24 protein-coding genes are annotated in these 24,602 nt (G+C 66.1%); 13 read left to right on the top strand and 11 right to left on the bottom strand.

The window, feature by feature from the left end; genetic code table 11:
• Positions 1–5 precede the first annotated feature (5 nt).
• Positions 6–929 carry an SWIM zinc finger family protein gene (locus H8F24_RS06055; RefSeq protein ID WP_197157673.1) on the top strand — a complete coding sequence of 308 codons (924 nt, stop codon included), beginning with the start codon at positions 6–8 and terminating at the stop codon, positions 927–929.
• Positions 922–1,467: an MEKHLA domain-containing protein gene (locus H8F24_RS06060; protein WP_370594801.1), complete on the top strand. Its 546-nt coding sequence runs from the start codon at positions 922–924 to the stop codon at positions 1,465–1,467. Before H8F24_RS06055 ends, H8F24_RS06060 begins: the two co-directional genes overlap by 8 nt.
• Positions 1,468–1,477: 10 nt before the next feature.
• Here the strand turns inward: H8F24_RS06060 and H8F24_RS06065 are convergent, their stop codons facing one another.
• A complete protein-coding gene (locus H8F24_RS06065) occupies positions 1,478–2,821 on the bottom strand; it encodes an NRAMP family divalent metal transporter (protein ID WP_231598143.1) in 1,344 nt (447 codons plus the stop codon).
• Between the two features lie 5 nt (positions 2,822–2,826).
• A complete protein-coding gene (locus tag H8F24_RS19880; protein WP_255518225.1) occupies positions 2,827–2,961 on the bottom strand; it encodes a hypothetical protein in 135 nt (44 codons plus the stop codon).
• Between H8F24_RS19880 and H8F24_RS06070 the strand changes: the two genes are divergently transcribed.
• Positions 2,960–4,708 (top strand): diflavin flavoprotein, encoded by a 1,749-nt coding sequence (locus H8F24_RS06070; protein WP_197171418.1) that lies wholly within the window; start codon positions 2,960–2,962, stop codon positions 4,706–4,708. The two genes, H8F24_RS19880 and H8F24_RS06070, sit on opposite strands and share 2 nt — an antisense overlap.
• A 34-nt stretch (positions 4,709–4,742) precedes the next feature.
• Here the strand turns inward: H8F24_RS06070 and H8F24_RS06075 are convergent, their stop codons facing one another.
• Positions 4,743–5,882 carry a branched-chain amino acid ABC transporter substrate-binding protein gene (locus H8F24_RS06075; RefSeq protein WP_197171419.1) on the bottom strand — a complete coding sequence of 380 codons (1,140 nt, stop codon included), beginning with the start codon at positions 5,880–5,882 and terminating at the stop codon, positions 4,743–4,745.
• A 129-nt stretch (positions 5,883–6,011) separates the two neighbouring features.
• On the opposite strand from H8F24_RS06075, the gene H8F24_RS06080 reads away from it, so the two are divergent.
• The 3 genes from H8F24_RS06080 to H8F24_RS06090 all read left to right on the top strand — a co-directional run bounded on the left by H8F24_RS06080 (position 6,012) and on the right by H8F24_RS06090 (position 9,199).
• Positions 6,012–7,835 (top strand): diflavin flavoprotein, encoded by a 1,824-nt coding sequence (locus tag H8F24_RS06080; protein ID WP_197171421.1) that lies wholly within the window; start codon positions 6,012–6,014, stop codon positions 7,833–7,835.
• 181 nt (positions 7,836–8,016) lie between these two features.
• A complete protein-coding gene (locus H8F24_RS20020) occupies positions 8,017–8,727 on the top strand; it encodes a rubrerythrin family protein (protein WP_197171423.1) in 711 nt (236 codons plus the stop codon).
• Positions 8,728–8,983: 256 nt separating this feature from the next.
• A complete protein-coding gene (locus H8F24_RS06090) occupies positions 8,984–9,199 on the top strand; it encodes a hypothetical protein (protein ID WP_197157663.1) in 216 nt (71 codons plus the stop codon).
• A 104-nt stretch (positions 9,200–9,303) separates the two neighbouring features.
• On the opposite strand, the gene H8F24_RS06095 is transcribed toward H8F24_RS06090, so the two are convergent.
• The 4 genes from H8F24_RS06095 to H8F24_RS06110 form a co-directional block, all read right to left on the bottom strand.
• The gene (locus H8F24_RS06095) at positions 9,304–9,501 is read right to left on the bottom strand and encodes a hypothetical protein (protein WP_231598237.1); all 198 of its coding nucleotides are present in this window, start codon (positions 9,499–9,501) and stop codon (positions 9,304–9,306) included.
• 172 nt (positions 9,502–9,673) lie between these two features.
• The gene (gcvP, locus tag H8F24_RS06100) at positions 9,674–12,631 is read right to left on the bottom strand and encodes an aminomethyl-transferring glycine dehydrogenase (protein ID WP_231598238.1); all 2,958 of its coding nucleotides are present in this window, start codon (positions 12,629–12,631) and stop codon (positions 9,674–9,676) included.
• Between the two features lie 122 nt (positions 12,632–12,753).
• On the bottom strand, positions 12,754–13,143 hold the full coding sequence (gene gcvH / locus H8F24_RS06105; RefSeq protein ID WP_197157659.1) for a glycine cleavage system protein GcvH: 390 nt from the start codon (positions 13,141–13,143) through the stop codon (positions 12,754–12,756).
• A gap of 69 nt (positions 13,144–13,212) precedes the next feature.
• Positions 13,213–14,496: a methionine gamma-lyase family protein gene (locus H8F24_RS06110; protein ID WP_197171427.1), complete on the bottom strand. Its 1,284-nt coding sequence runs from the start codon at positions 14,494–14,496 to the stop codon at positions 13,213–13,215.
• Positions 14,497–14,704: 208 nt separating this feature from the next.
• Between H8F24_RS06110 and H8F24_RS06115 the strand changes: the two genes are divergently transcribed.
• Entirely contained in the window at positions 14,705–15,604 is a 900-nt protein-coding gene (locus H8F24_RS06115; RefSeq protein WP_231598239.1) for a fatty acid desaturase, read from the top strand.
• A 31-nt stretch (positions 15,605–15,635) separates the two neighbouring features.
• Here H8F24_RS06115 and H8F24_RS06120 read toward each other — a convergent pair whose 3' ends face one another.
• The gene (locus H8F24_RS06120; RefSeq protein WP_197157656.1) at positions 15,636–16,445 is read right to left on the bottom strand and encodes a hypothetical protein; all 810 of its coding nucleotides are present in this window, start codon (positions 16,443–16,445) and stop codon (positions 15,636–15,638) included.
• Positions 16,446–16,503: 58 nt separating this feature from the next.
• Here H8F24_RS06120 and H8F24_RS06125 point away from each other — a divergent pair, with 58 nt between their 5' ends.
• From H8F24_RS06125 to dnaB, 3 genes are all read left to right on the top strand, one after another.
• Positions 16,504–17,529, top strand: a complete 1,026-nt coding sequence (locus tag H8F24_RS06125) for a fatty acid desaturase (protein WP_197171429.1) — start codon at positions 16,504–16,506, stop codon at positions 17,527–17,529.
• 36 nt (positions 17,530–17,565) lie between these two features.
• The gene (gene rplI, locus H8F24_RS06130; protein ID WP_197157652.1) at positions 17,566–18,024 is read left to right on the top strand and encodes a 50S ribosomal protein L9; all 459 of its coding nucleotides are present in this window, start codon (positions 17,566–17,568) and stop codon (positions 18,022–18,024) included.
• A gap of 115 nt (positions 18,025–18,139) precedes the next feature.
• Complete coding sequence (dnaB, locus tag H8F24_RS06135; protein WP_197157650.1) at positions 18,140–19,546, top strand: replicative DNA helicase; 1,407 nt, start codon at positions 18,140–18,142, stop codon at positions 19,544–19,546.
• 338 nt (positions 19,547–19,884) lie between these two features.
• Here dnaB and H8F24_RS06140 read toward each other — a convergent pair whose 3' ends face one another.
• Complete coding sequence (locus tag H8F24_RS06140) at positions 19,885–20,943, bottom strand: IS3 family transposase (protein WP_231597781.1); 1,059 nt, start codon at positions 20,941–20,943, stop codon at positions 19,885–19,887.
• Positions 20,940–21,449, bottom strand: coding sequence for a transposase (locus tag H8F24_RS19260; protein ID WP_197157219.1), 510 nt, complete (start codon positions 21,447–21,449; stop codon positions 20,940–20,942). The genes H8F24_RS06140 and H8F24_RS19260 overlap by 4 nt, the downstream gene beginning before the upstream one ends.
• A gap of 481 nt (positions 21,450–21,930) precedes the next feature.
• On the opposite strand from H8F24_RS19260, the gene H8F24_RS06145 reads away from it, so the two are divergent.
• The 3 genes from H8F24_RS06145 (at position 21,931) to H8F24_RS06155 (ending at position 23,707) form a co-directional block, all read left to right on the top strand.
• The gene (locus H8F24_RS06145; RefSeq protein WP_197171431.1) at positions 21,931–22,377 is read left to right on the top strand and encodes a hypothetical protein; all 447 of its coding nucleotides are present in this window, start codon (positions 21,931–21,933) and stop codon (positions 22,375–22,377) included.
• Positions 22,378–22,454: 77 nt separating this feature from the next.
• Complete coding sequence (locus H8F24_RS19265) at positions 22,455–22,742, top strand: transposase (RefSeq protein ID WP_231597691.1); 288 nt, start codon at positions 22,455–22,457, stop codon at positions 22,740–22,742.
• 278 nt (positions 22,743–23,020) lie between these two features.
• On the top strand, positions 23,021–23,707 hold the full coding sequence (locus H8F24_RS06155) for a transposase (RefSeq protein WP_197171433.1): 687 nt from the start codon (positions 23,021–23,023) through the stop codon (positions 23,705–23,707).
• 12 nt (positions 23,708–23,719) lie between these two features.
• Here the strand turns inward: H8F24_RS06155 and H8F24_RS06160 are convergent, their stop codons facing one another.
• Entirely contained in the window at positions 23,720–24,592 is an 873-nt protein-coding gene (locus H8F24_RS06160) for an IS3 family transposase (RefSeq protein ID WP_231598222.1), read from the bottom strand.
• Positions 24,593–24,602: the final 10 nt, after the last annotated feature.

The following is a 24,602-nucleotide window of genomic DNA, read 5'->3' on the forward strand; positions in this document are numbered from 1 at the left end:
CAGCCATGCCCGCTCCCGTGTCCGCCACCCCAGCCATCACCACCCAGCTGGGAGACCAGGGACTGGGACAGCAGCCCTGGTGGGTGGAGCAATGGATGGAGCTGATCAACTCCTTCCGCTACAAGAAGCGGCTGGAGCGCGCCTGGGCCTACGCCCGCGAGGGCAACGTCCTGTCGATCCGCTTCGAGGGGCGGCGGGTGCATGCCCGCGTGCAGGGCACCGAACCCGAGCCCTACAAGGTGAAGCTCTGGCTCGATGTGCTCAGCGAGGAAGACTGGGGCTACGTGCTCGAGGCACTCACCCAGAAGGCCCGCTGGTCGGCCCAGCTGCTGGCCGGCATCATGCCGCAGGACATCGAGCGCGCCTTCGCCGCCAGTGGCAAGCGCCTGTTTCCGTTCAAGCTGCAGGAGGTGCGCAGTGAGTGCACCTGCCCGGACAAGGCCAACCCCTGCAAGCACACCAGCGCCGTCTACTACCTGATGGGGGATCGCTTCAGCGAGGATCCCTTCGTGCTGTTCCAGCTGCGGGGCCGCACCCGATCCCAGCTGCTGGCCGATCTGGCGGTGCGCCGCCGCAAGGCCCTGGCGGAACGGGCGGCGGCGCTGCGGGCCAGCGCTGCGGACGGCACTCCAGCCGGATCGCTCCCGGCCCCGGACGCCGGCCAGTCGCCCCATCCCACCCATCCAGCCATCGGGGATCCGAGCCGCTGGTGGCGCTACGACGCAGCCCTCGATCCGGATCTCGTGGTGATCACGCCGGCCCTGGAGGGGGACACGGGGCTCGATGCCGCCGGTCCGCTGCCCCTGGCGGAGGAACCCCGCTTCCCCGAAGCCAACCGCCGTTTCCTCGACCATCTGCGCAGCCAGGGCCAGGCCAAGGCCAACCAGGCCATGGCGCTGGCCATGGGCGCCGGGGTTGCCGGTGGCTGAGCCGGATCTGCTGGCTGTGTCGCATCCGATCGCTGAGCCGCCCTCGGTGCTGGGTTCAGCGCTGGAGCCCGCCTGGTTGGCGGAACCCGTGCTGGAACGGGTGGCCTGGATCCTTGCCTCCCACCAGGCGGCCTTCGGTCGCCCCCTGATGCCGGCTGCGGCCAACCGGCGCCTGGCGGCCCAGGAGCTGTTCGTGGCCCCGGTGGTGGTGCTCGCCCATGACGATCCTGGTGAGGATCCGATCGGGCCGCGGCTGATCTATGCCAACGCCGCCGCCCTGCGGCTCTGGCGTCGCCCCTGGGCCACGATGGTGGGCCTGCCCTCGCGGCTCACGGCCGAGCCGGTGGCGCGGGCGGAGCGGGCCCGCGCTCTGCGGCAGGCCTGGCGCGACGAGGCGATCGCCCACTACAGCGGCGTGCGCATCGACAGCCATGGCCGCCGCTTCCAGATTCGCGGAGCCCGCCTCTGGACCCTGCGCGATGCCGCTGGCCAGCGCCGCGGTCAGGCCGCCTGCTTCAGCGATTGGTACTGGTTGTAGGAGCCTGGATTCAGCCCTGCGAGAGGCTGATGCCGAACAGCACCACGAAGGCGCTGAGCACGATCAGGCTGATGCGTGCCACCAGCAGTTGCACGGTTCCGAACCGATCGGCAGGGGCCACCTGGCGGCCCTGCATCACCCGCAGGTTCATCCAGGCCAGCACCGGTGTGGTGAGGAACGAGACCACCATCGCCAGCTGGACCAGCGCTCCCATCGAACCGGGCCAGAAGGCGAGCACCGCGGCGGCTCCGACACCGTGCAGCACCATCCAGATGCCGTGATCCCGCCGGTCATGGACGGCGTGGCCGCGGAAGCCGCGCAGCAGCCGAAAGCCGGCGGAGGTGGAGCGGGGATAGCCGTCCAGGCAGGTGAGGGTGGTGCTGAACATCGTGGTGAAGGCCGCGATCGCGATCACCGGATAGGCCCAGCCACCGAGGCTGGCGGTGTAGAGGGTGATCAGCTGCTGGGCGAAGCGCGCGCCGCTGGGGGAGAACGCCTGCCCGGTGCCGTGCATCACCCAGGCGCCCAGCAACAGAAACAGCACCGCCATCGCCACCGTGAGCAGGTAGCCGAGGTTGAAGTCGGCTTCCACTTCGGCGCGGGAGCCGCGATGGCCCGAGTCGTCCTGCCGCGCGAAGATCCACAGCGACGACCAGGCCGCCAGATCGAGCGGGCAGGGCATCCAGCCCATCAGGGCCACCAGGAACGGCAGGGCCGTCAGGCTCCAGGGACTGGGGCTGAACAGGTCGGCGTTGCCGGCGGCGACCGGTCCCCGGCCCAGCACGGCCACCGCCGCCACCACCGTGCTGATCGTGAGCAGCAGCACGATGCCCTTGCTGAGTCGATCGAGGCTGCGGTAGTGGCCCAGCAGCAGCACGGCCACGCAGACCCCCAGGATCAGCAGGGCCAGCCCCGCCGGTGTGCTCAGCCCACCGGGCAGGTTCATCGGCACCATGCTGGTGGCCAGGCTGCCGCAGACGGAGGCCACCGCCGCGATGTTGGCCACGCCGGTGGCCAGGGTGATCAGCAGAAACAGGGGCAGGTACCAGGGCCACTGGCGCTGATAGCCCTCCAGCAGGCTCAGCCCGGTGACGGCCGTGAACCGGCTGCCCACCAGCAGGAAGGGGTACTTGAACAGGTTGGCCAGCAGCACGAAACCCAGCAGGCCGAGGCCGAAGCGGGCTCCCGCCTGGGTGGAGGCCACCAGGTGAGACCCGCCGATGGCGGCGCCGGCCAGCAGGATGCCGGGCCCCAGGCTCTGCCGAAAGCCCTTGAGACTGAGCGGCATGCCCGGTTTCGGGGCCGCCTGCGACTGGTCGTTCGGATCCGGCGGTCCGGCTTCGCCTGCCACCATTGTGATCACGCCCCCAGGGTGCGCTCCAGCTTGGCGGCGCCTTGGCCGGCTGGCATCGAGGGCTGACCGAGGGCTCGCCCCATGCCGCCAGCCGGAGGGCCGGTCTGCCTACAGTTCTGGCCCCCGGAGGAGACGATCATGAGCGTTGTCGCACCGCCGCGCCTGAGCCTCCAGTGCGAGGTGATCGCCGCCGATACCACCACGATCCGCTCCCTCGACTGGGATCGCAGCCGTTTCGATATTGAGTTCGGTCTGCGCAATGGCACCACCTACAACGCCTTCCTGGTGCGGGGAGAGCGCACGGCCCTGATCGACACCAGCCACCTCAAATTCGCCGACACCTGGCTGCCGCTGCTCGAGCAGGAGATTGATCCTCTGGCGATCGATCATCTGATCGTGTCCCATACCGAGCCAGACCATTCCGGCCTGATCAGCCATCTGCTCGACCGCAATTCCGAGATCGAGATCGTGGCCTCCAAGGTGGCGATCCAGTTCCTTGAAGACCAGGTCCACCGCCCGTTCCGCAGCCGTGCCGTGAAGAGCGGTGACACGCTCGATCTGGGTACCAATTCCGCCAGCGGGATTCAGCACCGCTTCGACTTTCTCAGTGCTCCCAACCTGCACTGGCCGGACACGATCTTTTCCTTCGATCACGGCACCGGTATCCTCTACACCTGCGACGCATTCGGGCTGCATTACTGCAGCGAGGAGCTGTTCGACAGCGATCCCGGCGCCATCGCCCCGGATTTCCGTTTTTATTACGACTGCCTGATGGGGCCGAACGCCCGCAGCGTGCTGCAGGCGCTCAAGCGCATGGAGGGGTTGCCGGAGATCACCACGATCGCCGTGGGCCATGGCCCCCTGCTGCGCCAGCACCTCAGCCTCTGGGTGGGTGACTACCGCGACTGGAGCAGCCAGCGCAGCAAGGGGGAGGCCTATGCCGCTGTCTGTTATCTCAGCCAGTACGGTTTCTGCGACCGGCTCAGCCAGGCGATCGCCCGTGGCATCGGCAAGGCCGAGGCCCAGGTGCAGCTGGTGGATCTGCGTGCCACCGATGCCCAGGAACTCACTGCGCTGATCGGCGAGGCCAGTGCTGTGGTGGTACCCACCTGGCCAGCCGCGCCCGACGCTGAACTTCAGGCCCAGGTGGGCACCCTGCTGGCGGCCCTCAAGCCGAAGCAGTGGGTCGCCTGCTACGACGCCTACGGCGGCAACGACGAGCCGATCGACACGGTCGCGGCCCAGCTGCGCAGCCTCGGCCAGAAGAGCGCCTTCGATCCGCTGCGCATCCGTCAGGTGCCGGACGGCCAGGATTACCAGCGCTGCGAGGAGGCCGGCACCGATCTGGGCCAGCTGCTCACCCGCGAGAAGACGATCGCGGCCATGAAGAGCCTTGACGGCGACCTCGACAAAGCGCTTGGCCGCCTTTCAGGAGGCCTCTATGTGGTGACGGCACGCCAGGACGATGCCGAGGGCGGCAGCCGCAGTGGTGCGATGGTGGCCAGCTGGGTGAGCCAGGCGAGTTTTGATCCCCCGGGGCTCACCGTGGCGGTGGCCAAAGACCGCGCCATCGAGGCCCTGATGCAGGTGGGCGACCGCTTCGTGCTCAACATCCTGCGGGAGGACAACCACCAGGTGCTGCTGCGCCATTTCCTCAAGCGCTTCCCCCCCGGTGCCGATCGCTTCGCCGGCGTCACCACCCTGGACGGCGTCGCCGCTGGCGGCCCGGTGCTCGGCGATGCACTGGCCTACCTCGGCTGCCGCGTTGTTCAGCGGATGGAGGGTCCGGATCACTGGATCATCTACGCCGCCGTGGAGCAGGGCACCGTCTCCGATCTGGAGGCCTCCACCGCCGTGCACCACCGCAAGGTGGGCAACCACTATTGAAGTGGGGCAAGTGGGGCCCAAGCCCACCCATGGCTCAGCCTTTGATCGTGTAGACCCCCTCCGCATTGACCTGAAGGATGAACACGGGCACCTTCAGTCGGTTGCCGGTGATCGGATCGATCGTGATGGTGCCGGTCGCCCCCTGGTAGTTGCGGGTCTGCAACAGCGCATCAAGGGCAGGCTCAAAACGGTTGCTGCCGGCCTGCTCCATGGCTTCGGCCAGCACCTGCAGGGAGTCGTAGGTGAAGGTGCCCCAGACGCTAGGGGTGCGATCGAAACGCTGCTCATAGGCCTTCACGTAGACCTTGGCCGTGGGTAACTGGGCGGCTTCAGGGGTACCGCTGAACACAAGGGACTGGGCCACCTCGAGCCCGGCCAGTTTCACAAAGGCCGGATCCACGTTGGCCAGACCCATGAAGCGCTGGGCGTCGCTGCCACTGGCGGCCAGCCCTTTGGCGATGACACTGCCCTCCGGGAAATAGGTGCTCACGTAAACCAGGCCGGGGTCACTGGCCAGGGCCTGCTGGATCGCGGCGCTGTAGTCCTCGGCCCCCGGGGTGATGCTGAATCGCTCCACGTCCACCCCATTTGCCCTGAGGGCCGCCTCGAGCCGATCCGCCATCCCCGTGGTGAAGGTGGAAGGATCCACCAGCATCGACACCGTCTTGATGCCCTGGGAGAGGATGTAGGCCTCCTCCACCGGAGCGATCTGGCTGTTCTTGGGCTGCACGGTGACACCCTCGCCATCGGTGTCATCCGTGGACGTGAGATGTACAGGAACGATCTCGTTCTCGAGGTAGTAGGGCAGGTTGAGGATGCCCACGCCGGAGTTGTAGGGGCCGATCACCGCATCGGCCCCCAGGCGCTTGAGCTTCCGGGCCACGGGCAAAGCCCGCTCCGGATCGGCCCTGTCGTCGGCCTTCACCAGCTCGATCGGGCGTCCCAGAATTCCGCCCTCGAGATTCAGCTCCTCAGCTGCCAGTTTGGCGCCGCGCCACATGTCGCGCCCATTGGCTTTCTGGGAGCCGCTCAGCGGGGCCTCCAGACCAATCACGATCGGCTCCTGATCGGACGACAGGCCACCACCGTTTGAATCAAGCCCGTAGCCAAACCCGGCCAGAATGGATGCAACGGGATTGCCAGCCAGCTGCAGTTCGATGAACAACGGTTCCATGCACGGCCCTGCCCGGATGGTCGACCTTACCCATGGTCTTGGGACAGCACCATCAGTCAGTGGTGTCAACGCAGACGGGATTGAGATCGTCGCCCCTCCTTAGAGTCACCGCCACCGGAACGGCGAAGCATGGGCGCGAGTGACGCAGAACGCCGGGTGATCCAGCTGGCGATCGAACCCGGTCTGGTCTGCCTGCGGGGGCTCAGTCCCAAGCGGCTGCGCTTCGAGGTGGAGTACGGCCTGGAGCGGGGCACCAGCGCCAACAGCTTTCTGTTCACCGCCGGAACCACCGCGACTGGCCAGCCGGTACCGCCGGTGCTGGTGCATCCGCCCGGGGAATCCTTCGCCGCCCCGTTCCTGGAGCAGTTGGCCGGGTTGGTGCCGGCCGAGGCGGCCCTGAAGGTGGTGGTGGGTCACGTCAACCCCAACCGGGTGAGCCTGCTGCGGCGCCTGGCCAGCCAGTGGCCCCAGCTGATGCTGGTGGCCTCCAATACCGGTGCCAAGCTGCTGGCGGAGCTGTGGGACCAGCGCAAACCGGCCCCTCCGGGCAGCACCCAGCCCGAACCGGTGATTCCCCCCCTGCCCGCCATCGATGTGGTGAAGCAGGAGGCGACCCGTCCGCTTGGGGATGGCCATGAGCTCACCTTGATCCCCACCCCCACGCCCCGCTGGCCTGGGGCCCTGATCGCCTTCGAGCAGAAGACCGGCCTGCTGATGAGCGGCAAGTTCTTCGCCGCCCACCTCTGCAGCGAGGTGTTGGCCGAAAGCGACCGCAACAGCACCGAGGAAGACCGCCGCTATTACTACGACTGCCTGATGGCGCCGATCGCCCGCCAGGTGGAGGTCGTGGTCAACCGGCTGGATGAGCTGCCGATCCGCACCATCGCCCCCGGCCACGGACCCGCCATCGCCGAGAGCTGGCGCAGCCTGCTGGCCGATTACCGCCGCTGGGGCGAAACCCAGGACCGCGCCAGGCTGTCGGTGGCCCTGCTGTTCGCCAGCGCCTATGGCAACACCGCCGCCATCGCCGATGCCCTGGCCCAGGGGGTGGGACGCACCGGCGTGCGCGTCGAGAGCATCAACTGCGAATTTGCGCCCGCTGACCAGCTGCTCTCCGCCATCCGCTCCTGTGACGCCGTCCTGATCGGTTCCCCCACCCTGGGGGGGCATGCGCCCACGCCGATTGTGTCGGCTCTGGGCACCCTGCTGGCGGAGGGGGATCGGGCCAAGCCGGTGGGGGTGTTCGGCAGCTTCGGCTGGAGTGGTGAGGCGCTCGATCTGCTCGAGAGCAAGCTGCGCGATGGCGGCTTCCAGTTCGCCTTCGAGCCGATCAAGGTCAAGTTCAGTCCCGATGCCGCCACGATCAAAACGATCGAGGAAACCGGCACGGCCCTGGGCCGCAGCCTGCTGGTGGAGCAGCGCCGCAGCCAGCGCCGCAGCGCCGCCGGTGGTCTGAGCGAAAGCCGCAGCGATCCGGCGGTGCTGGCCCTGGGCCGGTTGGTGGGCTCCCTGTGTGTGCTCACCACCCGAAAGGGGGAGGGGGAGACGCGCCTGAGCGGGGCGATGGTGGCCAGCTGGGTGAGCCAGGCCAGCTTCTCGCCGCCCGGTCTCACGGTGGCGGTGGCACGGGACCGGGCCCTGGAGAGCCTGCTGCACGTGGGCGATGGCTTTGCGCTCAACGTGCTGGCGGCGGGCCGGCAGAGCGGCCCGATGAAGCAGTTTCTGCAGCCGTTCCCGCCGGGAGCGGATCGCTTCGCCGGCCTGGAGCTCCAGGAGAGTCCTGGGGGCTATCCGGTGCTGCCGGAGGCGCTGGCCTGGCTGGAGGGCAGGGTGAAGCAGCGGATGGAGTGCGGCGACCACTGGCTGGTCTATGCCGAGCTCAGCAGTGGCGGCCTGCTGGATCCCACGGGAGTCACGGCCGTCCACCAGCGCCGGAGCGGGGCCAACTACTGAGGGGGCCGCAGGAGGCAGCCCCTCACCAACACTGTTCGCGCTCTAACCCGAAGTGGTTATGACTTCGTGTAAGCTCTGGAGAACGGTGGGCCCGGTCTCCATCCCTCTCGCGTTCGATCCTGATCGGGTTGATCCTTCCGGGTCCTTTTCTGCCGCGCTCCATCCTCTGCGTTTTTCCGTCATGGATCTGTCCAACCCCTCCACCCAGGCCAACCTCGAGGCTGCCTTCGGCGGTGAGAGCATGGCCAACCGCAAATATCTCTTCTTCGCCGATGTGGCCAAACAGCTGGGCCATGCCGAGCTGGCGAAGCTCTTCCGCGACACGGCCAATCAGGAAACCGAGCATGCCTTCGCCCATTTCCGCCTGCTCCATCCCGAGCTGGTGGTGGCCGATCCCGCCGGCCTGAGCGAGGAGCAGAAGCAGGCTGTGCTGGCCCGCTGCCTGGAGCTGGCGATCGAGGGCGAAACCTACGAGTACACCACCATGTACCCGGAGTTCGAGGCCCAGGCCCGTGTGGATCGGGATGCCGATGCCGCGGCTGAATTCCAGGATCAGATCGACGAATCCGAGGAACACGCCGGCATCTTCCGCAAGGCGGCCAGCAACTTCGGCCTGCTCACGCCGATCGAGCACCACCATGCCGACCGTTATGGCGTTGCCCTCGAAGCGCTGCAGGGCAAGGGCCAGGCCGGCGAGACGGCCCCGCTGCCCGGGCTGTGGATCTGCAAGGTGTGTTCGATGATCTACGACCCTGTCAAAGGGGATCCCGATTCCGGAATCGCCGCCGGCACCCCCTTCGAGGCCATCCCAGACGACTGGACCTGCCCGATCTGCGGCACCCGCAAGGCCAATTTCATCCCTTATCGCGAGCCCGAACTGCTGGCGGCCTGAGTCATCGGCGATAGGTCGAGGCTCGGCTCAGTACACCTGGATGGAAGCCTCTGTTCATCCAGGTCGCTTCATCATGGGCAATAGTGCTTCTGATTTCTTCATCCCAATGTGACGTGCTTGACCCGTAATCCGATACATCCGCGACCAATGCACAGGCGGTTGTTGCTTCACGATGGCGTTGTAACGCTCTTTAGGGCGTTGTGTGTGCGCGGAGTGGCAACTCCGAGGCCGCTCCGCCGCATCAGTGCTGTCGTCAATGGCTCCAGTCATCCGGGACAACGTGGTGGTGCGCTATCGAGGATTCGTGCTGATTCCGATGGTTCCAGCCGGTTGGCTGGTGCGTCCTGAGCGCAGCCCGATGGTGGTTCTTCCCTTCCGGTTTCCTGCCGCGTCACTCGATCAGCTGAAGGCAGAGATCGACGGGCGCCTCCTGGATCAGAGCCTGGCTGCTGATCAGGGCTTCGCAGCCTGAGCCGGCTCAGCAGGCGAGCCGCCCATCAGTCCTGCGCAAGTTCCCGACCTGAGCTGGTTCGTGCCAGGTCTCAGGGCGGGATGGATCGTGTCTTGTCCTCGCCCTCAGGCGGCCTGAGGGGGTGGAGGGGTGGAGCCCCCGACCTGGAACGGCAGGACCAGGGTGGCCCAGTGATCGGGCCGAGTCGGCCGGAGACGGCGGGGTTGGCGCACACCGAAGGGAACCCGCACCACGTTGGTGCCATCGCTGCGGGTGGTGGCTTCGCTGCCGCTGCTGCGGTTGATGCTGGGGAGAGGGGGCAGGGAGGGGCCCGGCACCGCCTCGGACTCAGACCAACTCAGGGCGCGCAGCGAGCGCCCTGAGTTGGTCTGAGTCCCCCAGCCGTCTTCGCTGTTGCCTCCGCTACCCATGGAACTGGCCCCGAAACGACGCAATGATGCGCTATTACGCCAAAAGATGTAACCCCTCGAACGATCAGGAGGCCAGTTCCTCAACTGTCGGGCAGGTGCACACCAGATGGCGATCGCCGTAGGCATTGTCGATCCGGGAGACAGCCGGCCAGAACTTGTTCTCCCGTTGCTGGGGGCCGGCCGGAAAGGCCGCCTGGCTGCGGCTGTAGGGCCGCTCCCAGCTGTCGGCGGTCACCACGGCCAGGGTGTGGGGCGCCCGCTTGAGCGGGTTGTCGAGCCGGTCGGCGTCGCCGCTCTCGATCGCGGCCGCCTCGGCGCGGATCGCCACCATGGCGGCGCAGAAGCGGTCGATCTCCGCCAGCGCCTCGCTTTCGGTGGGCTCCACCATCACCGTGCCGGCCACGGGCCAGCTCACGGTGGGGGCATGGAAGCCGTAGTCCATCAGCCGCTTGGCCAGGTCGTCGACCTCCAGCCCGATCGAGCGTTTCAGTGGCCGCAGGTCGAGGATGCATTCATGGGCGACGCGGCCGTTGGCACCGCGGTAGAGCACCGGGAAATGGGCATCCAGTCGCTCGGCGATCAGGTTCGCCGCCAGCAGGGCCACCTGGCTGGCGCGGCGCAGGCCGGCTCCCCCCATCATCCGGATGTACATCCAGCTGATCGGCAGGATGCCGGCGCTGCCCCAGGGGGCGGCGCTCACCGGGCCGATCGCCGCTGTGCCGCCGCAGGCCGCCAGGGGATGGCCGGGCAGAAACGGCACCAGATGGGCGGCCACGCCGATCGGGCCCACGCCGGGTCCACCGCCGCCATGGGGAATGCAGAAGGTCTTGTGGAGGTTGAGGTGGCAGACGTCGGCGCCGTAGAGCCCCGGCTTGCACAGCCCCACCTGGGCGTTGAGGTTGGCGCCGTCGAGATAGACCTGGCCGCCGTGCTCATGCACCAGGTCACAGATGCGGCGGATGCCGGTCTCGAAGACACCGTGGGTGGAGGGATAGGTGACCATCAGGGCCGCCAGCTCGCCGGCGTGGGCCGAGGCCTTGGCCTCCAGGTCGGTGAGGTCGATATTGCCGTCGGAGTCGCAGGCGACGGCCACCACCCGCAGACCCGCCATCACCGCACTGGCCGGGTTGGTGCCGTGGGCGCTGGTGGGAATCAGGCAGACGTTGCGGTGCTGCTCGCCGCGGCTGGCATGCCAGGCCCGGATCACCAGCAGTCCGGCGTATTCCCCCTGGGAGCCGGCATTGGGCTGCAGCGACACCCCGGCGAAGCCCGTGATCGCCGCCAGCCAGCGCGCCAGGTCGTCCACCAGCCGGCGGCTGCCGGCCAGCTGCTCGGCCGGTGCGAACGGATGGAGCTGGCTGAAGGCGGGCCAGCTGACAGGCGCCAGTTCCGCCGCGGCGTTCAGCTTCATGGTGCAGCTGCCCAGCGGGATCATGCCGTGCACCAGGGAGAGATCCTTGCTGGCGAGGCGCTGGATGTAGCGGAGCAACTCCGTTTCGCTGCGGTAGCAGTGGAACACCTCCTGGGTCAGCCAGGGGCGGTGGCGCAGGGGCAGATCCGGCAGCAGGCTGGCGAGCGCAGGGGGCTCAGGGTTGCCGGTTGTGCCGGGGCTGGCCGTGGCCTGGCCTGGCTTGGTGGCGGAGGCCTCCGCCGGCATGGCTGGTGTGGCGGCCGCATCCGGATCGGCCAGGGCGGCCAGCAGGCGCTCGACTTCAGCCTCGCTGCTGAGCTCATCGAGGCTGATGGCCACGGCTGGCATGGCTCCTGTCGGCGCGGCCCCTGACGCCACACCGCTGCCGTCGATGCCGGCCCGCAGGTTGAAGCCGGCTCCGGCCGCCCGATCCAGCAAGGCGGCGGCGTCGGGACTGTGCACCACCAGGGTGTCGAAGCCGGTGCCGGGTTCCGGCGGCAGGCCGATCGCGCCCAGGCCCGCGGCTAAGCGGGCCCGCAGCGTCACGATCCGCCGGGCGATCGCGGTGAGCCCTTCGGGGCCGTGGTGCACGGCGTAGAAGCTGGCCATCACCGCCAGCAGCACCTGAGCGGTGCAGATGTTGCTGGTGGCCTTGTCGCGGCGGATGTGCTGCTCACGGGTCTGCAGCGCCAGCCGCAGGGCCGGCCGGCCCTCCGTATCGAGCGACTGTCCCACCAAACGGCCGGGAATCTGGCGTTTGTAGGCGTCGCGGGTGGCGAAGAAAGCGGCGTGGGGGCCGCCGCCCATCATCGGAACACCGAAGCGCTGCAGGCTGCCCACGGCGATGTCCGCCCCCAGGTCGCCGACCGGCTCCAGCAGCACCTGGGCCAGCGGATCGATCGCCACGGTGCTGATCACCCCCGCCGCCCGGGCGGCGGCCAGCAGGGCCGTGGGGTCCCAGAGGCGGCCGTCGCTGCCGGGCAGCTGCAGCACCAGGCCGAAGACATCGGCTGCGAAGAGATCGGCCGAGAAGAGATCAGCTGCGAGCGCTGATGACCCGTCACCCCGCCAGCCTGCCGCGTCGATCAGCTCCAGGCGGATGCCGAGCGGTTCGGCCCGCGTCTGCAGCACCGCCAGGGTCTGGGGCAGCACGGCCCGGTCCACCAGGAAGCGGTGGGCCTCCGGTCGCTTGCAGACCGCCAGCGCCAGGGCCATCGCCTCGGCGGCGGCGGTGGCCTCATCCAGCAGCGAGGCGTTGGCGATCGGCAGCCCGGTGAGCTCGCTCACCAGGGTCTGGAAGTTGAGCAGGGCTTCGAGGCGGCCCTGGGCGATCTCCGCCTGATACGGGGTGTAGGCGGTGTACCAGCAGGGGTTCTCCAGCACGTGACGCTGGATCAGAGCCGGCGTGGCCGTGCCGTGATACCCCAGGCCGATCAGGCTGCGATGCATCTGATTGGCCGCGGCGATCGTTGCCAACTCCTTCAGGGCCTCGGCTTCGCCGCAGCCGGTCGGCAGGCCTTCGGAGGCCTCCGCCTCCGGCAGCAGGATGTCGGCCGGCACCACGGAGGCCGTCAGCGCGTCCAGGCTCGGCAGGCCGAGCTCCTCGAGCATGCGCTGTTGCTCCCAGGGCCCCGGACCGAGATGACGCTCCAGGAAGTCCGTGCTCACCGCAGCTGCGCCCAAGGTCGGGCGGGATCCTAGGGAGGCTCGCCAGCTCCCTTGCCCTTGCAGGCTCAGGCGCCTTCCACCTTGGCCCGGTAGCTGGGGGCTTCCAGCAGGGCGTCCAGCTCACCGCGATCGGAGGGACGCACCACCAGCAGCCAGCCCTCTCCGTAGGGATCGTTCTGCAGTTCCTCCGGGCTGGCTAGCACTGCCTCGTTGCGCGCCTCCACCACACCGCTGATCGGCGCCATCAGATCTTCCACCGCCTTGACCGATTCGACGCTGCCGAAGCTCTCGCCCCGCTTCAGGGATGCCCCCACCTCGGGCAGCTCCACGAAGACGATGTCGCCGAGTTGGTCGATGGCGAAGGCGCTCAGTCCAAGCCGCAGCTGGTCGCCTTCGCCGCGCACGTATTCGTGGCTGTCGGCGTAGCGGCAGTCGTCGGGGAAGTGGAGTGCCATGGCCGGAGGCGGGGCTGTGCAGGCTCAGTCTGGAGGAGGGCAGCGCCCGCCGGTGCTGGCGCCGGTTGGTTACTCGGGAATCAGGTCGTTCGCCTTCAGGGCCGCCAGGGCCCGCTCCAGGGCGATGGCCACGTGGGCGTGGTGGGTGCCGCCCTGGGTGTACAGCACGTAGGGCTCCCGCAGGGGCGCATCGGCGGAAAACTCACTGGTGCTGCCGTCGATGAAGGTGCCGCCGGCCATCACCAGTTCGCTGGCGTAGCCGGGCATCGGCGCCGGTACCGGATCGAGATAGGCCCCCACCGGCGAGGCGGCCTGGAAAGCGCGGCAGATCTGCCGCAGCCGATCGGGATTCCCCAGCCGCACCGCCTGAATGATGTCGCTGCGGCTGGCTCCGGGGCCGGGGTTGGTGGCATAGCCCCGTTCGGAGAACACCGTGGCCACCAGATCGGCGCCGATCAGCGCCTCGCCCACCATCTGCGGGGCCAGGAACAGGCCCTGGAAGAGCAGACGGTGCAGGTCGAAGCCGCTGCCGCCCTCGCTGCCGATGCCCGGCGCTGTGAGGCGGCAGCAGGCCTGCTCCACCAGATCGGCGCGGCCGGCCACGTAGCCGCCGCTGGGGGCGATGGTGCCGCCCAGGTTCTTGATCAGGGAGCCGGCGATCAGATCGGCTCCCACCGCCGTTGGCTCCTGCTCCTGCACCAGCTCGCCGTAGCAGTTGTCCACGAAGCACACCACGCCGCTCTGGAGGGCCTTGACCCGTTCGCAGAGCCGGCCGATCTCCGCCACGTCCAGCGAAGGCCGCCAGCTGTAGCCGCAGCTGCGCTGGATCAGCACCATGCGGGTGGGCAGGGCCAGGGCCTCCGCCAGCCGATCGGTGTCCACCCGTCCATCCGGGGTGAGGGCGAGTTCGTCGTAGGTGATGCCGAACTCGGCCAGCGATCCCTGGCCGCTGCCGCGGATGCCGATCACCTCCTCGAGGGTGTCGTAGGGGCGGCCGGTGAGGGCCAGCAGTCGATCACCAGGGCGCAGCACGCCGAACAGGGCCGCAGCGATGGCGTGGGTGCCGCTCACGAACTGCAGCCGCACCGCGGCCGCCTCCGCCTGCAGCACCCGGGCGAAGACCCGATCCAGCACTTCCCGGCCCAGATCGCCGTGGCCATAGCCGCTCACCGAGGCGAAGTGCTGCACCCCCAGTCCTTCCGCCGCAAAGGCCTCCAGCACCCGCTCGAGGCGGGGACGCACCCCAGCCGTGCGGGCCGCCACCTGGGGGGCGATCCGCTGCAGGGCGGTCTCCACCCGCTGCCGGGCCCAGTCCCGCTGGGCAGCGCTGGGCTTGGCGGCGGGCAGGCCCATCGGCGAACGGTGCATCGGCAGGCCCCATGCTGCCGCCGGTTAGATTTCTTTGGCTGCATTGGCTACAGAACGGAGAAGCCAAGGCACGAGACATCCGGAGAGTTCCTTGGTTTCCAGTCCAGAAGCATTGAGTTCAGTGCCCAACGCGCCGCGATCCGGTGAGCCCGTGCTGGTTCACAGTGTTGATCCCGCTGACGGGGCTGAAGCCATCAGCACCGCCCATCGCGAGCGCAAGGAGGCCCGCATCCGTGCCGCCCTGGCGGCCCGGCGCCTGCCGCTGCCGCCGCGGCAACGCAAGTTCAAGCTCGGCACCACCGGTTTCATGCTGGCCATCCATGTGGGGGCCGTGTTTGCGTTGCTGCCGCAGTTCTGGAGCTGGCAGGGGCTGGCGGCGCTGGCCTTGCTCTACTGGGTCACGGTTCTTGGCGTCACCCTGGGTCTGCATCGCCTGGTGGCGCACCGCAGCTTTGTGGCGCCCCTCTGGCTGGAGCGCACCCTGGTGCTGATGGGCACCCTCGCCTGCCAGAGCGGCCCGATCGAATGGGTGGGTCTGCATCGCCATCACCACAAATTCTCCGACCAGCCCAACGACCACCACGACGCCGCCCGCGGCCTCTGGTGGGCCCATAGCGAATGGATGCTGCACGAGATTCCGGCGGTGCAGCACGTGGCCCGCTTCACCGGTGACCTGCAGCGCGATCCCTTCTACCGCTGGCTCGACCGCTGGTTCCTGCTGCTGCAACTGCCCCTCGGGGCGGCTCTGTATTGGTATGGCGAAAGGGCCGGCGTGCGGGGCGGTGGCCTGGGCCTGGTGCTCTGGGCGATTCCGCTGCGCCTGGTTCTCGTGTACCACGTCACCTGGTTGGTGAACTCGGCCACCCATGCCTTCGGCTATCGCAACTTCGATTGCCCGGATCTGTCGCGCAACTGCTGGTGGGTGGCGTTGCTCAGCTTCGGCGAGGGCTGGCACAACAACCACCATGCCCATCCCCACTCCGCCCGCCACGGCCTGCGCTGGTTCGAGTTCGACATCACCTGGCAGCACATCAAGTTGCTGCGGGCCTTCGGCTGGGCGCGACGCGTCCGTGTGGCCCACTACCGGGCCTGAAGCCTCAGCTGCCGCCGCGCTGCCTGTTCCTTCAGGCTTCGCCTGATCCTCTCTGCGGCCCTGGCATCGCCCCAAGTTCCCTCCGGATCGCCGCCGCCAGGTCGAGGGAATGGCCGTTCATTCCGAGCCGTTGCTGCCGGGCCCTGTCGCGCAGGAGCTCCAGGAACTGATCGGCGCTCAGCTCCTGCTCTCCCGCCACCCCCAGCGCCGCCAGGGTGCGACGCAGATCGGGCAGTTCGGCATCCAGTTCGCTGGCGTTGTAATCGCTCTGGCCGGCCATCACCTCCGCGAAGCGTTCGCGCCGCTGGCGACGGGCCACCGGATAGGCCTCCAGGAGCAGCGTGCGGCACTGCCGCCACGGCTGGCCAGCGGTGAACAGCCCTGCCAGGGCGGCACTGAGGCCGGCGGCCTCGGCATCGGCGATCCGCAGGTCAAAGGCCGGCGGCGGCTGGCGCACGCCCACGAACACCTCCAGCAGCTCCCCGGGGCCAAGCACACCGCCGTGGGGATCGGTCACGGGCTGGGCGGACACCGCCAGCGCTTCCAGGGCTTCGGGGGTGTCCAGCAGCAACTGGCGCAGTTCGGCGGTGAGCGGTTGCCCGGGTGGCTGGGCCGCCAGCCACTGGTTGACGCTGCCGAGGGCGAGAAACACCTCCGGCCCGGGGGAGGCGAGCTTGCCGTTGCGCAGCATCGAGATCTGAGAGTTGTGCACCTTGCCCAGATCGAGGGCCTCGGCCAGGCCCGGCAAGACGCGGTGACTCCAGTCGTTGCGCTCATGCCACACCTTGATCAGATGGGCGAAGGCGGCGCGGCCCGCACCGAGCTTGTCTCGATAGCCCACTTGCTGATCAGGATCCGTATTGCTACCATCTTATCGATTGATCAGGAGCCGGTCCGTTATGACCGCCACAGCTACACGTTCTCCGGTCGCCGCGGCTGCCGCCTCTGCTGCCGGTCTGCGCAGCCACCAGGCGGCGTCCGTCGCCGCGGTGGATGCCCTGCAGCGCTCCGCCCGGCTGCGTCGCCCCCGCCGCGGTGAGCCCACCCCGGAAATTCCGAGTGGCCGCAGCTGGGTCACCATCGGCTTCATGGCGACGATCCACGTTCTGGCCCTGGTGGCCCTGTTGCCTCGCTTCTGGAGCGTGCCCGCCGTGGCCTCGCTGGTGGTTCTCTATTGGGTCACCGCCTGCCTGGGCGTGACGATCGGCTACCACCGGCTGCTCAGCCATCGGGCCTTCCGCGTGCCCCAGTGGCTGGAGCGCTTCTTCGCCACCTGTGGCGCCCTCAGCTGCCAGCACGGCCCGATCGACTGGGCGGGTCTGCACCGTCACCATCACAAGTTTTCCGATACGGATGCGGATCATCACAACAGCCACCGTGGCTTCTGGTGGAGCCACATGGGCTGGATGTTCAAGGAGATCCCGGCCATGGGAGCCGTGCCTCGGCTCACGGGTGATCTCGCCGCTGATCCCTACTACCGCTGGCTGAACAACTGGTTCCTGGCCCTGCAGCTCCCCCTGGCCGGCCTGCTGTTCTGGATCGGCACCGTCACCGGTGCCGGCGGCTGGGCCCTGGTGCTCTGGGGCATCCCCCTGCGCCTGGTGCTCGTCTATCACGCCACCTGGCTGGTCAATTCCGCCACCCATTGCTGGGGTCGCGTCAGCCATGCCAGCGGCGATGCCTCCCGCAACAACCCCTGGGTGGCGGCGCTCACCTTCGGCGAGGGCTGGCACAACAACCACCATGCCTTCCCCCATTCGGCCCGCCAGGGTCTGGAGCCCGGTCAGATCGATCTCACCTGGGAGCACATCCGCCTGATGCGGGTCCTGGGCCTGGCCACCAAGGTGCGGCTGCCCAAGGCGGCCCTCGGCGGCCCCACCCTGGCGGATGCCCAGGAGCGGGGTGCGGTCGGTGGCGTAGGTTGAACAATCGGTTTTCGTCAGAGCGTCGGTTTCGAATCCATGGCCAAGCGCGTACAAGTCGTACTGAACGAGGACGTCCTCAGCCTGGGCAAGGACGGCGATCTCGTGGATGTGGCCCCCGGCTACGCCCGTAACTTCCTCCTTCCCACCGGCAAGGCCATCCCCGTGACCCCCGCGGTGATGCGTCAGGTGGAGGCCCGCCGGGCCAAGGAGGCCGAGCGCCAGGCCGCCCTCAAGGCCGAGGCGGAAGCCTTCCGCACCGCCCTGGCCACGATCGGCCGCTTCACGATCAAGAAGCAGGCCGGCAACGACGATGTGATCTTCGGCACGGTGACCAACGGCGATGTGGCCGAGGCCATCGAAGCCGCCACCAAGAAAGAGGTGGACCGCCGCCACATCCTGGTGCCCGAGATCCATCGCACCGGCTCCTACAAGGTGCAGGTGAAGCTCCACCACGACGTCACCGCCGAGCTCAATCTCGAAGTGGTCAGCTACTGATCGCTGCGGCGACCATGGCTGCCGCCAACGTCACGCCGTCGGGGCCTTCGGGCCTTGACGGCGTTGTGGTGTGGGCCGTCTACGGTGCTGCTGTCACACCCTCCCATTGCCGCCGATGGTGAGCGCGCCTCCGATTCCCAGCGATGCGGCCGATCCTGGCCCGCGCCGCCGAGCACGGGCCGCCGCAGAGGCGAGCTTCGAGGCGCTGCCCGATTCGGTGCCACCCCAGAACCTGGAGGCCGAGGAAGCCGTTCTCGGCGGCATTTTGCTCGATCCCGATGCGATCGGCCGGATCGCCGACGTGGTGCAGCCGGAGGCGTTCTACCTGGGTGCCCATCGCGAGATCTACCGCACCGCCCTGATGCTGCACAGCCAGGGCAAGCCCACCGACCTCACCGCCATGGCGGCCTGGCTGGCGGACACAGGCCACCTGGAGAAGGTGGGCGGCACCGGACGGCTGGTGGAGCTGGTGGAGCGCACCCTCTCCACCGCCTCGATCGACCAGGTGGCACGCCTGGTGATGGACAAGTACCTGCGCCGCCAGCTGATCAAGTCGGGAAATGAGGTGATCCGGCTCGGCTTCGAACAGAGCAAGCCGATGGAGCAGGTGCTCGATGAGGCTGAGCAGAAGATCTTCGCGATCAGCCAGCAGAAACCCAGCGCCGGCCTCACCCCCACCGCCGAGATCCTCACCAGCACCTTCAACGAGATCGAGAGCCGCTCCCTGGGCACGGCCGTGGCCGGTATCCCGGTCAACTTCTACGACCTCGACGCCATGACCCAGGGGCTGCAGCGCAGTGACCTGATCATCGTGGCCGGCCGCCCCGCCATGGGCAAGACCGCCATCACCCTGAATCTGGCCAAGAACGTGGCCCAGCTCCACAACTTGCCGGTGTGCGTGTTCTCGCTGGAGATGAGCAAGGAGCAGCTCACCTACCGGCTGCTGGCCATGGAGGTGGGCATCGAGAGCGGTCGTCTGCGCACCGGCCGCCTGCAGCAGGAGGAGTGGCCGCTCTTGGGGCAGGGCATCAACACCCTGGGCCAGATGCCGATCTTCATCGACGACAAGCCCAATGCCGGCGTGCTCGAGATGCGTTCCCTCTGCCGCCGTTTGATGGCCGAGAGCGGCAAGGAGCTGGGTCTTGTGGTGATCGACTACCTCCAGCTGATGGAGGGATCGGGTTCCGATAACCGCGTCCAGGAACTCTCCCGTATCACCCGCGGCCTCAAGCAGATGGCCCGCGAGCTCAACGTGCCGGTGGTGGCCCTCTCCCAGCTCAGCCGTGGGGTGGAGTCACGCACCAACAAGCGGCCGATGCTCAGCGACCTGCGGGAATCGGGCTCGATCGAGCAGGACGCCGACCTGGTGCTGATGATCTACCGCGACGAGTACTACAACCCCGATACGCCCGATCGTGGCATCACCGAAGTGATTGTGACCAAGCACCGCAACGGGCCGGTGGGAACGGTGAAGCTGCTGTTCGAGCCGCAGTTCACCCGCTTCCGCAATCTGGCGGCCTGATTCAGTTGCATGTGCTGGTGCGTCTGCTGGTGTGCCGCTGCGAATCAGGTCGCCAGATTCACCCTGGTCTGAGATGTTGACGCGCCTTGGAGCGAGGTCGTCATCGAGCCATGTCGCGGCGCCTATCAGCAAAGATGTCCGCTCAGGGTACTGATCTGAGTACCTCAGAAAGCCTACTCCGGATGGAGGATCATGGGCTTCGAGATCGGATGTTGATCGTCATCGCGCGTTGATCAGGAGCGCAGGCTTGAGCGGCCGGCCCCCGGTCGGAGGCTGAGGCCGGCCCGCCTCTTGCGGGCGGTCCAACCACAACCCCCTGGGGCCTGGGTTTCTGATCTTCAAGCAGCGACAGTGTCCTGCGGTCTGGGATGGTTGACCCGCACGACTGTTGGCTGAGCCCAATCGCGAGGTGGCCTGGCCCAGCGGCGTGGATGTTGCGCACGCGCCTGCTCATAGGTCTGCTGACGGACTCTGCAGATCGCGTCAGCTTCTCCGTAGTGACGTTGATTGGGCGTCACATACTTGATGCCGCTGTGACGATGCTCAGCGTTGTACCAGTCAACAAAACCATCGACCCAGGCACGCACTGAGAGAAGATCCCGGAAACGACGCACTGGATAGCTCTGGTGATATTTCATGGTTCGGAACCATGACTCAACGTAGGCGTTGTCATTGCTCACCCGCGGCCGCGAGAATGACAGGGAGATGCCGAGCTCGGCCAGCTTGGCGGCCAAGGTGTAGGAGCGCATGGGTGCTCCGTTATCGGCGTGCAGGATCGTGGTCGACCCCGAGCTGATCCCTTCATCACGGCAGACACGATCAAAGAAGTGCTTGGCCAGTTCGCCGCATTCACGATCGTGCACCTCAACGCCAAGGATGCGCCGGCTCCACACATCCATCACCATATAAAGGTAGTAGAATTGACCCTTCACAGGCCCCGGCAACAGGGTGATATCCCAGGCCAGCACTTGATGGATGCCCGTTGCCTCCAGCACGGGTGGCTCTCTTGGCTCCCGCGGTGGGCGGCTCCTGCCGCGATGATTTAACAGGCCTTCCTGGCGCATGATGCGGTAAATCGTTGACTCCGATCCCACGTAGACTCCCTCCTCGGCAAGGATCGCCACGATCTGACCAGGCGTGAGATCGGCAAAGCGTGGATCGTTGACAGTGGACAACACCTGTTGGCGCTCCTCCTCGCTGAAACGATGCATGACATGCCTGGACGCTCCCTTGCGTTGATCGCAGCTGAATCCCTGGGTCCGAATCATCAAGCCCCATCGCCTCAGCGTGCGTGTCGCCAGGCCGAAAAGATCAGCAATGGCCTTGGCCGAAAGGCCACGACTGATGCCTTCCTGTAGAAGCGCGACGATCGCACCGCGATCGCCAGACGGAATCAAGGATCCTCGTCCGGTTGAAAGATCTGGTTGAACTTTTTTGAGAGCATCAACAACGTCGCCGCTTCTGTCAGTGCTTTTTCTTTCTTCTGCAATTCACGCTCCAGCTGGCGATTCCGCCGGACCAGTTCCTGATTCTTGCGTTGCAGTTCCCGCTGATCAGCCATGCTCGGCGCGCTGGGGCCATTGGCATCCTCGGCGGCCTGGCGCCAACGGGCAACCTGCTTGGGGTACAGCCCCCGCTCCCTGCAGAACGACCCGAGCTCGCTTCCGTTCAGTCCTGCGGCCTGGATCACGGCTGCCAGCTTGTCGGCAGCGCTCCACTGCTCCGGCGGCCGGTTCGTGGCAGGCACCAGCTGGCCCTGCTTCTGCCACTGGCTCCGCCAGTTGTAGATGGTCTGCGCCGTGATCCCGGTGTCGCGGGCGATCTCAGCCACGCTCTCAAGGTTCGGAGGGCTCATCCGCAGGCGGACGGCTTCCCGCAGAGCGGCGTCATAGGGCGGTTGCATAGTCGTCGGTTGGGCCCCCAGGTGGACGGGTCAAACCGAGCGGACTTCTTTGCTGACACTGGGGGTCGCGGGGCAATCAAGCGGCCCTGAAAAGGCCGGATTCGACTCGTCAAGATTTTCCCGAATTCTATGTAATGATTCTGGTCACCTGCGTCACAGGAGCTGTAGTCAAGGCTTGAGCTGAATCTGAGAGGCTGGGAGCGGCGCTTGCCGGAAAGCCAACAGCCCACAGACAAGGAGTATTCGGATTGACTGGTATCGTGGTAAGCTGCCAAAGAGTAAATTATATGAAAGCAAAGGGGTGCCAAGAGACAGATCAGAGATTGAAGACTGTTTTGAATTTATCAAGACAAAACAGGACCAAGGGTATGACCTGATTTTCTTCCCGAATCCAGGAAACTCTGGAGACGCAGTCATTGCATGCGCAACAATACAGCAACTTGAGAAGCGCAGGATTCGATGCACGCTTGCAAGGAGCGGTATGCAGCATAAGCCGAGTAATTACTATATTTATAGTGGCGGCGGTAATCTCGTTCCTTTCTATGCCGATGCCGCCAAGGTGCTGGCAAGCTTGTCAAGGCAAAAGGCGGGTTTGTGTGTGCTCCCTCATAGCTGCTTTGGTGTCGACAGCGTCCTTCAGCTCTATGAAGGGGATCTTACGATATTTGCCAGAGAGGCCACGACTCAACACTATTTACGGAGCCTAGATGCTCGGAATCTTACGATCAAGATAGACCATGATATTGGTTTATCCTTGGACATGGAAGACCCTCGTCTTGCAATGCCGAGAACTTTTAACGCCTTGTATGGCAATGCAGGCAGAGGGCAGTCACTTTGTATTCTGCGAAATGATTGCGAATTCGTAGCCAATCCCTTGCTTGCAGGCAAAAATAGCATAGACATATCAAACCTTTGGCCTAAGGGATGAGGTGGTCTGGCTTTTCTGGACAGGCCCCATCGTTAACCTCTGAGGCGGGGTACCGCCCCTGAAAGGGGCTCCCACCGATGAGCAAGCGCCGCACCCACAGCCCCGAGTTCAAGGCCAGGGTCGCCATGGAGGCGATCAGTGGCCGCAAGACGATCCAGGAGATCGCCGCCGACCACGCCATCCACCCGATCCAGGTGAGCCAGTGGAAGCGGCAGCTCCTGGACGGTGCCAGCGAGCTCTTCACCCGAGGCAAGAAGACCAAGGACAAGGAGGAGGGGCAGGCCAAGGAGGCGGAGCTGTTCCAGCAGATCGGACGGCTGCAGATGGAGCTGGAGTGGCTCAAAAAAAAGTCTCAACTGCTCTGATGCCCGTGAACTGCGCAAGCTGGTCGATCACGACCACCCCGAGCTCAGCATCAGCAGGCAGTGTGCGCTGCTGGGGCTGCCTCGATCCACGCTGTACTACCGGCCGACACCGGTCCGTGTATCGACGCTGCGGATCATGGCCAGGATCGATGCTCTCTACCTGGGGTCTCCTGAAAAATCCAGATCCATTGCGCCGCAGCTGGTCTCAAGCATGAGAAACCGCTAAAGTAGCCGTGAATCAGGCAATCCGTGATTGCCTTTACTCCTGATCGCTCAATATGTACCGGAGGCACAATAACGGTCAGATCTCAATCAAGGAGTTCCACCTGCCATTTGGCGGCACACTTGATCCCGAGAATCGCTGGGTTCAACTGGAGGGGCTGATCCCATGGGATGAGCTGGAAGAAACCTATGCCCCTCAATTCAGCGCCACAATTGGCGCTCCAGCCAAATCAGTGAGAATGGCCTTTGGTGCTCTCTACATCAAACAGAAGTTAGGGCTTACCGACGAAGAGACAGTCCATCAGATCAGAGAGAACGCCTATATTCAGTTCTTTCTCGGCTTTGCGGGCTACACAGCTAAGGCACCGTTTGATGCCTCGATGATGGTGCACTTTCGCAAGCGTTTTTCTGACGAGGATCTGCGCCGTATCAACGAGCTGGTGGTGCAGCGCGGCAAAGAGATCCTTCTGGAAGCACTTGCTCAGGCAGCAGACGATGACGACCATGATGATCGTGATTCCAGTGGAGGAGGCGCTCAGCTAGAACTTGATGCGTTGATCAAGCCTGCTGACTGGCCAGAAGGAAAGAATTGGGGCACTCTCACGATTGATGCCAGTTGCACTCCAGCCGACATCACCTATCCCAGAGACCTCAAGCTCCTCAACGAGGCTCGCACAACGACCGAGCGAGTCATTGATGATCTGTGCAGTCAGTCATCGGGATTCAGGAGACATCGACCTTGAGGTGGGTGCCTTTTATTGGACAGTTCCGGCCCCTGACATCGTTAACCCAGGACGGGTGGAACATGGTTCGGCCTCAGTGTAGACCGCGTGGGGAGTTTTGCCTCCAAGGGAACTGTGAGGTCTTACATGGCAATACCGCCACAGGAAGCGGGCCAGGCTGATTTCAGCGTCCCAGCCATCGCTGTATGCCCGTAGGTAGACCTCCTCGTACTTGACAGTCCTCCACAGCCGTTCAACAAGGATGTTGTCGTAGCACCGCTTTCTGCCGGACCAGCTGATCTGGATCCGCTCCCCTTTGAGTCTGGCCACAAAGTCAGCGGACGTGAACTGACAGCCTTGATCGGAGTGGAAGATCTCTGGCCTACGGCCGCCTCCCAAGGCCATCTCCAGGGCCTCCAGACAGAACTTCGTGTCAAGGCTGTTGGAGAGCCTCCAGCTGAGCACATGCCTGGAATGGAGATCCATGATCGCCACCAGATAGAGAAACCCTTTCTGCAGAGGGATGTAGGTGATGTCGGTCGCCCAGACCTGATCCACCGACGTGACCTGCGTGAGGTCCACCAGGCAGGGGAACCGCACGGACGGATCACCTGGAACCGTCGTCCGGGGCTTCTGGTAGATCGCCCGTAATCCCATGCGCCGCATGAGGTTTCGCACTCGATCTCGGCTGATCGGGATACCATCTTGGGCCAGATAGTCCACCATCCGGCGGCTGCCGCTGCAGGGATCCTCCAGGTAGAGAGCATCGATCCTGGCCATGATCCGCAGCGTCGATACACGGACCGGTGTCGGCCGGTAGTACAGCGTGGATCGAGGCAGCCCCAGCAGCGCACACTGCCTGCTGATGCTGAGCTCGGGGTGGTCGTGATCGACCAGCTTGCGCAGTTCACGGGCA

This window comes from Synechococcus sp. CBW1002 (genome assembly GCF_015840915.1).
In the GTDB taxonomy this organism is placed as follows: Bacteria; Cyanobacteriota; Cyanobacteriia; order PCC-6307; family Cyanobiaceae; genus CBW1002.

Excerpts from the sequence above, each read along its gene's own strand:
- H8F24_RS19265 (WP_231597691.1), top strand. The coding sequence starts at position 22,455 with ATGAGCAAGCGCCGCACCCACAGCCCCGAGTTCAAGGCCAGGGTCGCC.
- dnaB (WP_197157650.1), top strand. The coding sequence starts at position 18,140 with ATGGTGAGCGCGCCTCCGATTCCCAGCGATGCGGCCGATCCTGGCCCG.
- H8F24_RS06080 (WP_197171421.1), top strand. The coding sequence starts at position 6,012 with ATGGGCGCGAGTGACGCAGAACGCCGGGTGATCCAGCTGGCGATCGAA.
- H8F24_RS06065 (WP_231598143.1), bottom strand. The coding sequence starts at position 2,821 with ATGGTGGCAGGCGAAGCCGGACCGCCGGATCCGAACGACCAGTCGCAG.
- H8F24_RS06155 (WP_197171433.1), top strand. The coding sequence starts at position 23,021 with ATGTACCGGAGGCACAATAACGGTCAGATCTCAATCAAGGAGTTCCAC.
- H8F24_RS06075 (WP_197171419.1), bottom strand. The coding sequence starts at position 5,882 with ATGGAACCGTTGTTCATCGAACTGCAGCTGGCTGGCAATCCCGTTGCA.
- H8F24_RS06055 (WP_197157673.1), top strand. The coding sequence starts at position 6 with ATGCCCGCTCCCGTGTCCGCCACCCCAGCCATCACCACCCAGCTGGGA.
- H8F24_RS19880 (WP_255518225.1), bottom strand. The coding sequence starts at position 2,961 with ATGATCGTCTCCTCCGGGGGCCAGAACTGTAGGCAGACCGGCCCTCCG.
- H8F24_RS06090 (WP_197157663.1), top strand. The coding sequence starts at position 8,984 with ATGGCTCCAGTCATCCGGGACAACGTGGTGGTGCGCTATCGAGGATTC.
- gcvH (WP_197157659.1), bottom strand. The coding sequence starts at position 13,143 with ATGGCACTCCACTTCCCCGACGACTGCCGCTACGCCGACAGCCACGAA.
- H8F24_RS19260 (WP_197157219.1), bottom strand. The coding sequence starts at position 21,449 with ATGCAACCGCCCTATGACGCCGCTCTGCGGGAAGCCGTCCGCCTGCGG.
- H8F24_RS06110 (WP_197171427.1), bottom strand. The coding sequence starts at position 14,496 with ATGGGCCTGCCCGCCGCCAAGCCCAGCGCTGCCCAGCGGGACTGGGCC.
- H8F24_RS06125 (WP_197171429.1), top strand. The coding sequence starts at position 16,504 with ATGACCGCCACAGCTACACGTTCTCCGGTCGCCGCGGCTGCCGCCTCT.
- rplI (WP_197157652.1), top strand. The coding sequence starts at position 17,566 with ATGGCCAAGCGCGTACAAGTCGTACTGAACGAGGACGTCCTCAGCCTG.
- gcvP (WP_231598238.1), bottom strand. The coding sequence starts at position 12,631 with ATGCTCGAGGAGCTCGGCCTGCCGAGCCTGGACGCGCTGACGGCCTCC.
- H8F24_RS06070 (WP_197171418.1), top strand. The coding sequence starts at position 2,960 with ATGAGCGTTGTCGCACCGCCGCGCCTGAGCCTCCAGTGCGAGGTGATC.
- H8F24_RS20020 (WP_197171423.1), top strand. The coding sequence starts at position 8,017 with ATGGATCTGTCCAACCCCTCCACCCAGGCCAACCTCGAGGCTGCCTTC.
- H8F24_RS06145 (WP_197171431.1), top strand. The coding sequence starts at position 21,931 with ATGCAGCATAAGCCGAGTAATTACTATATTTATAGTGGCGGCGGTAAT.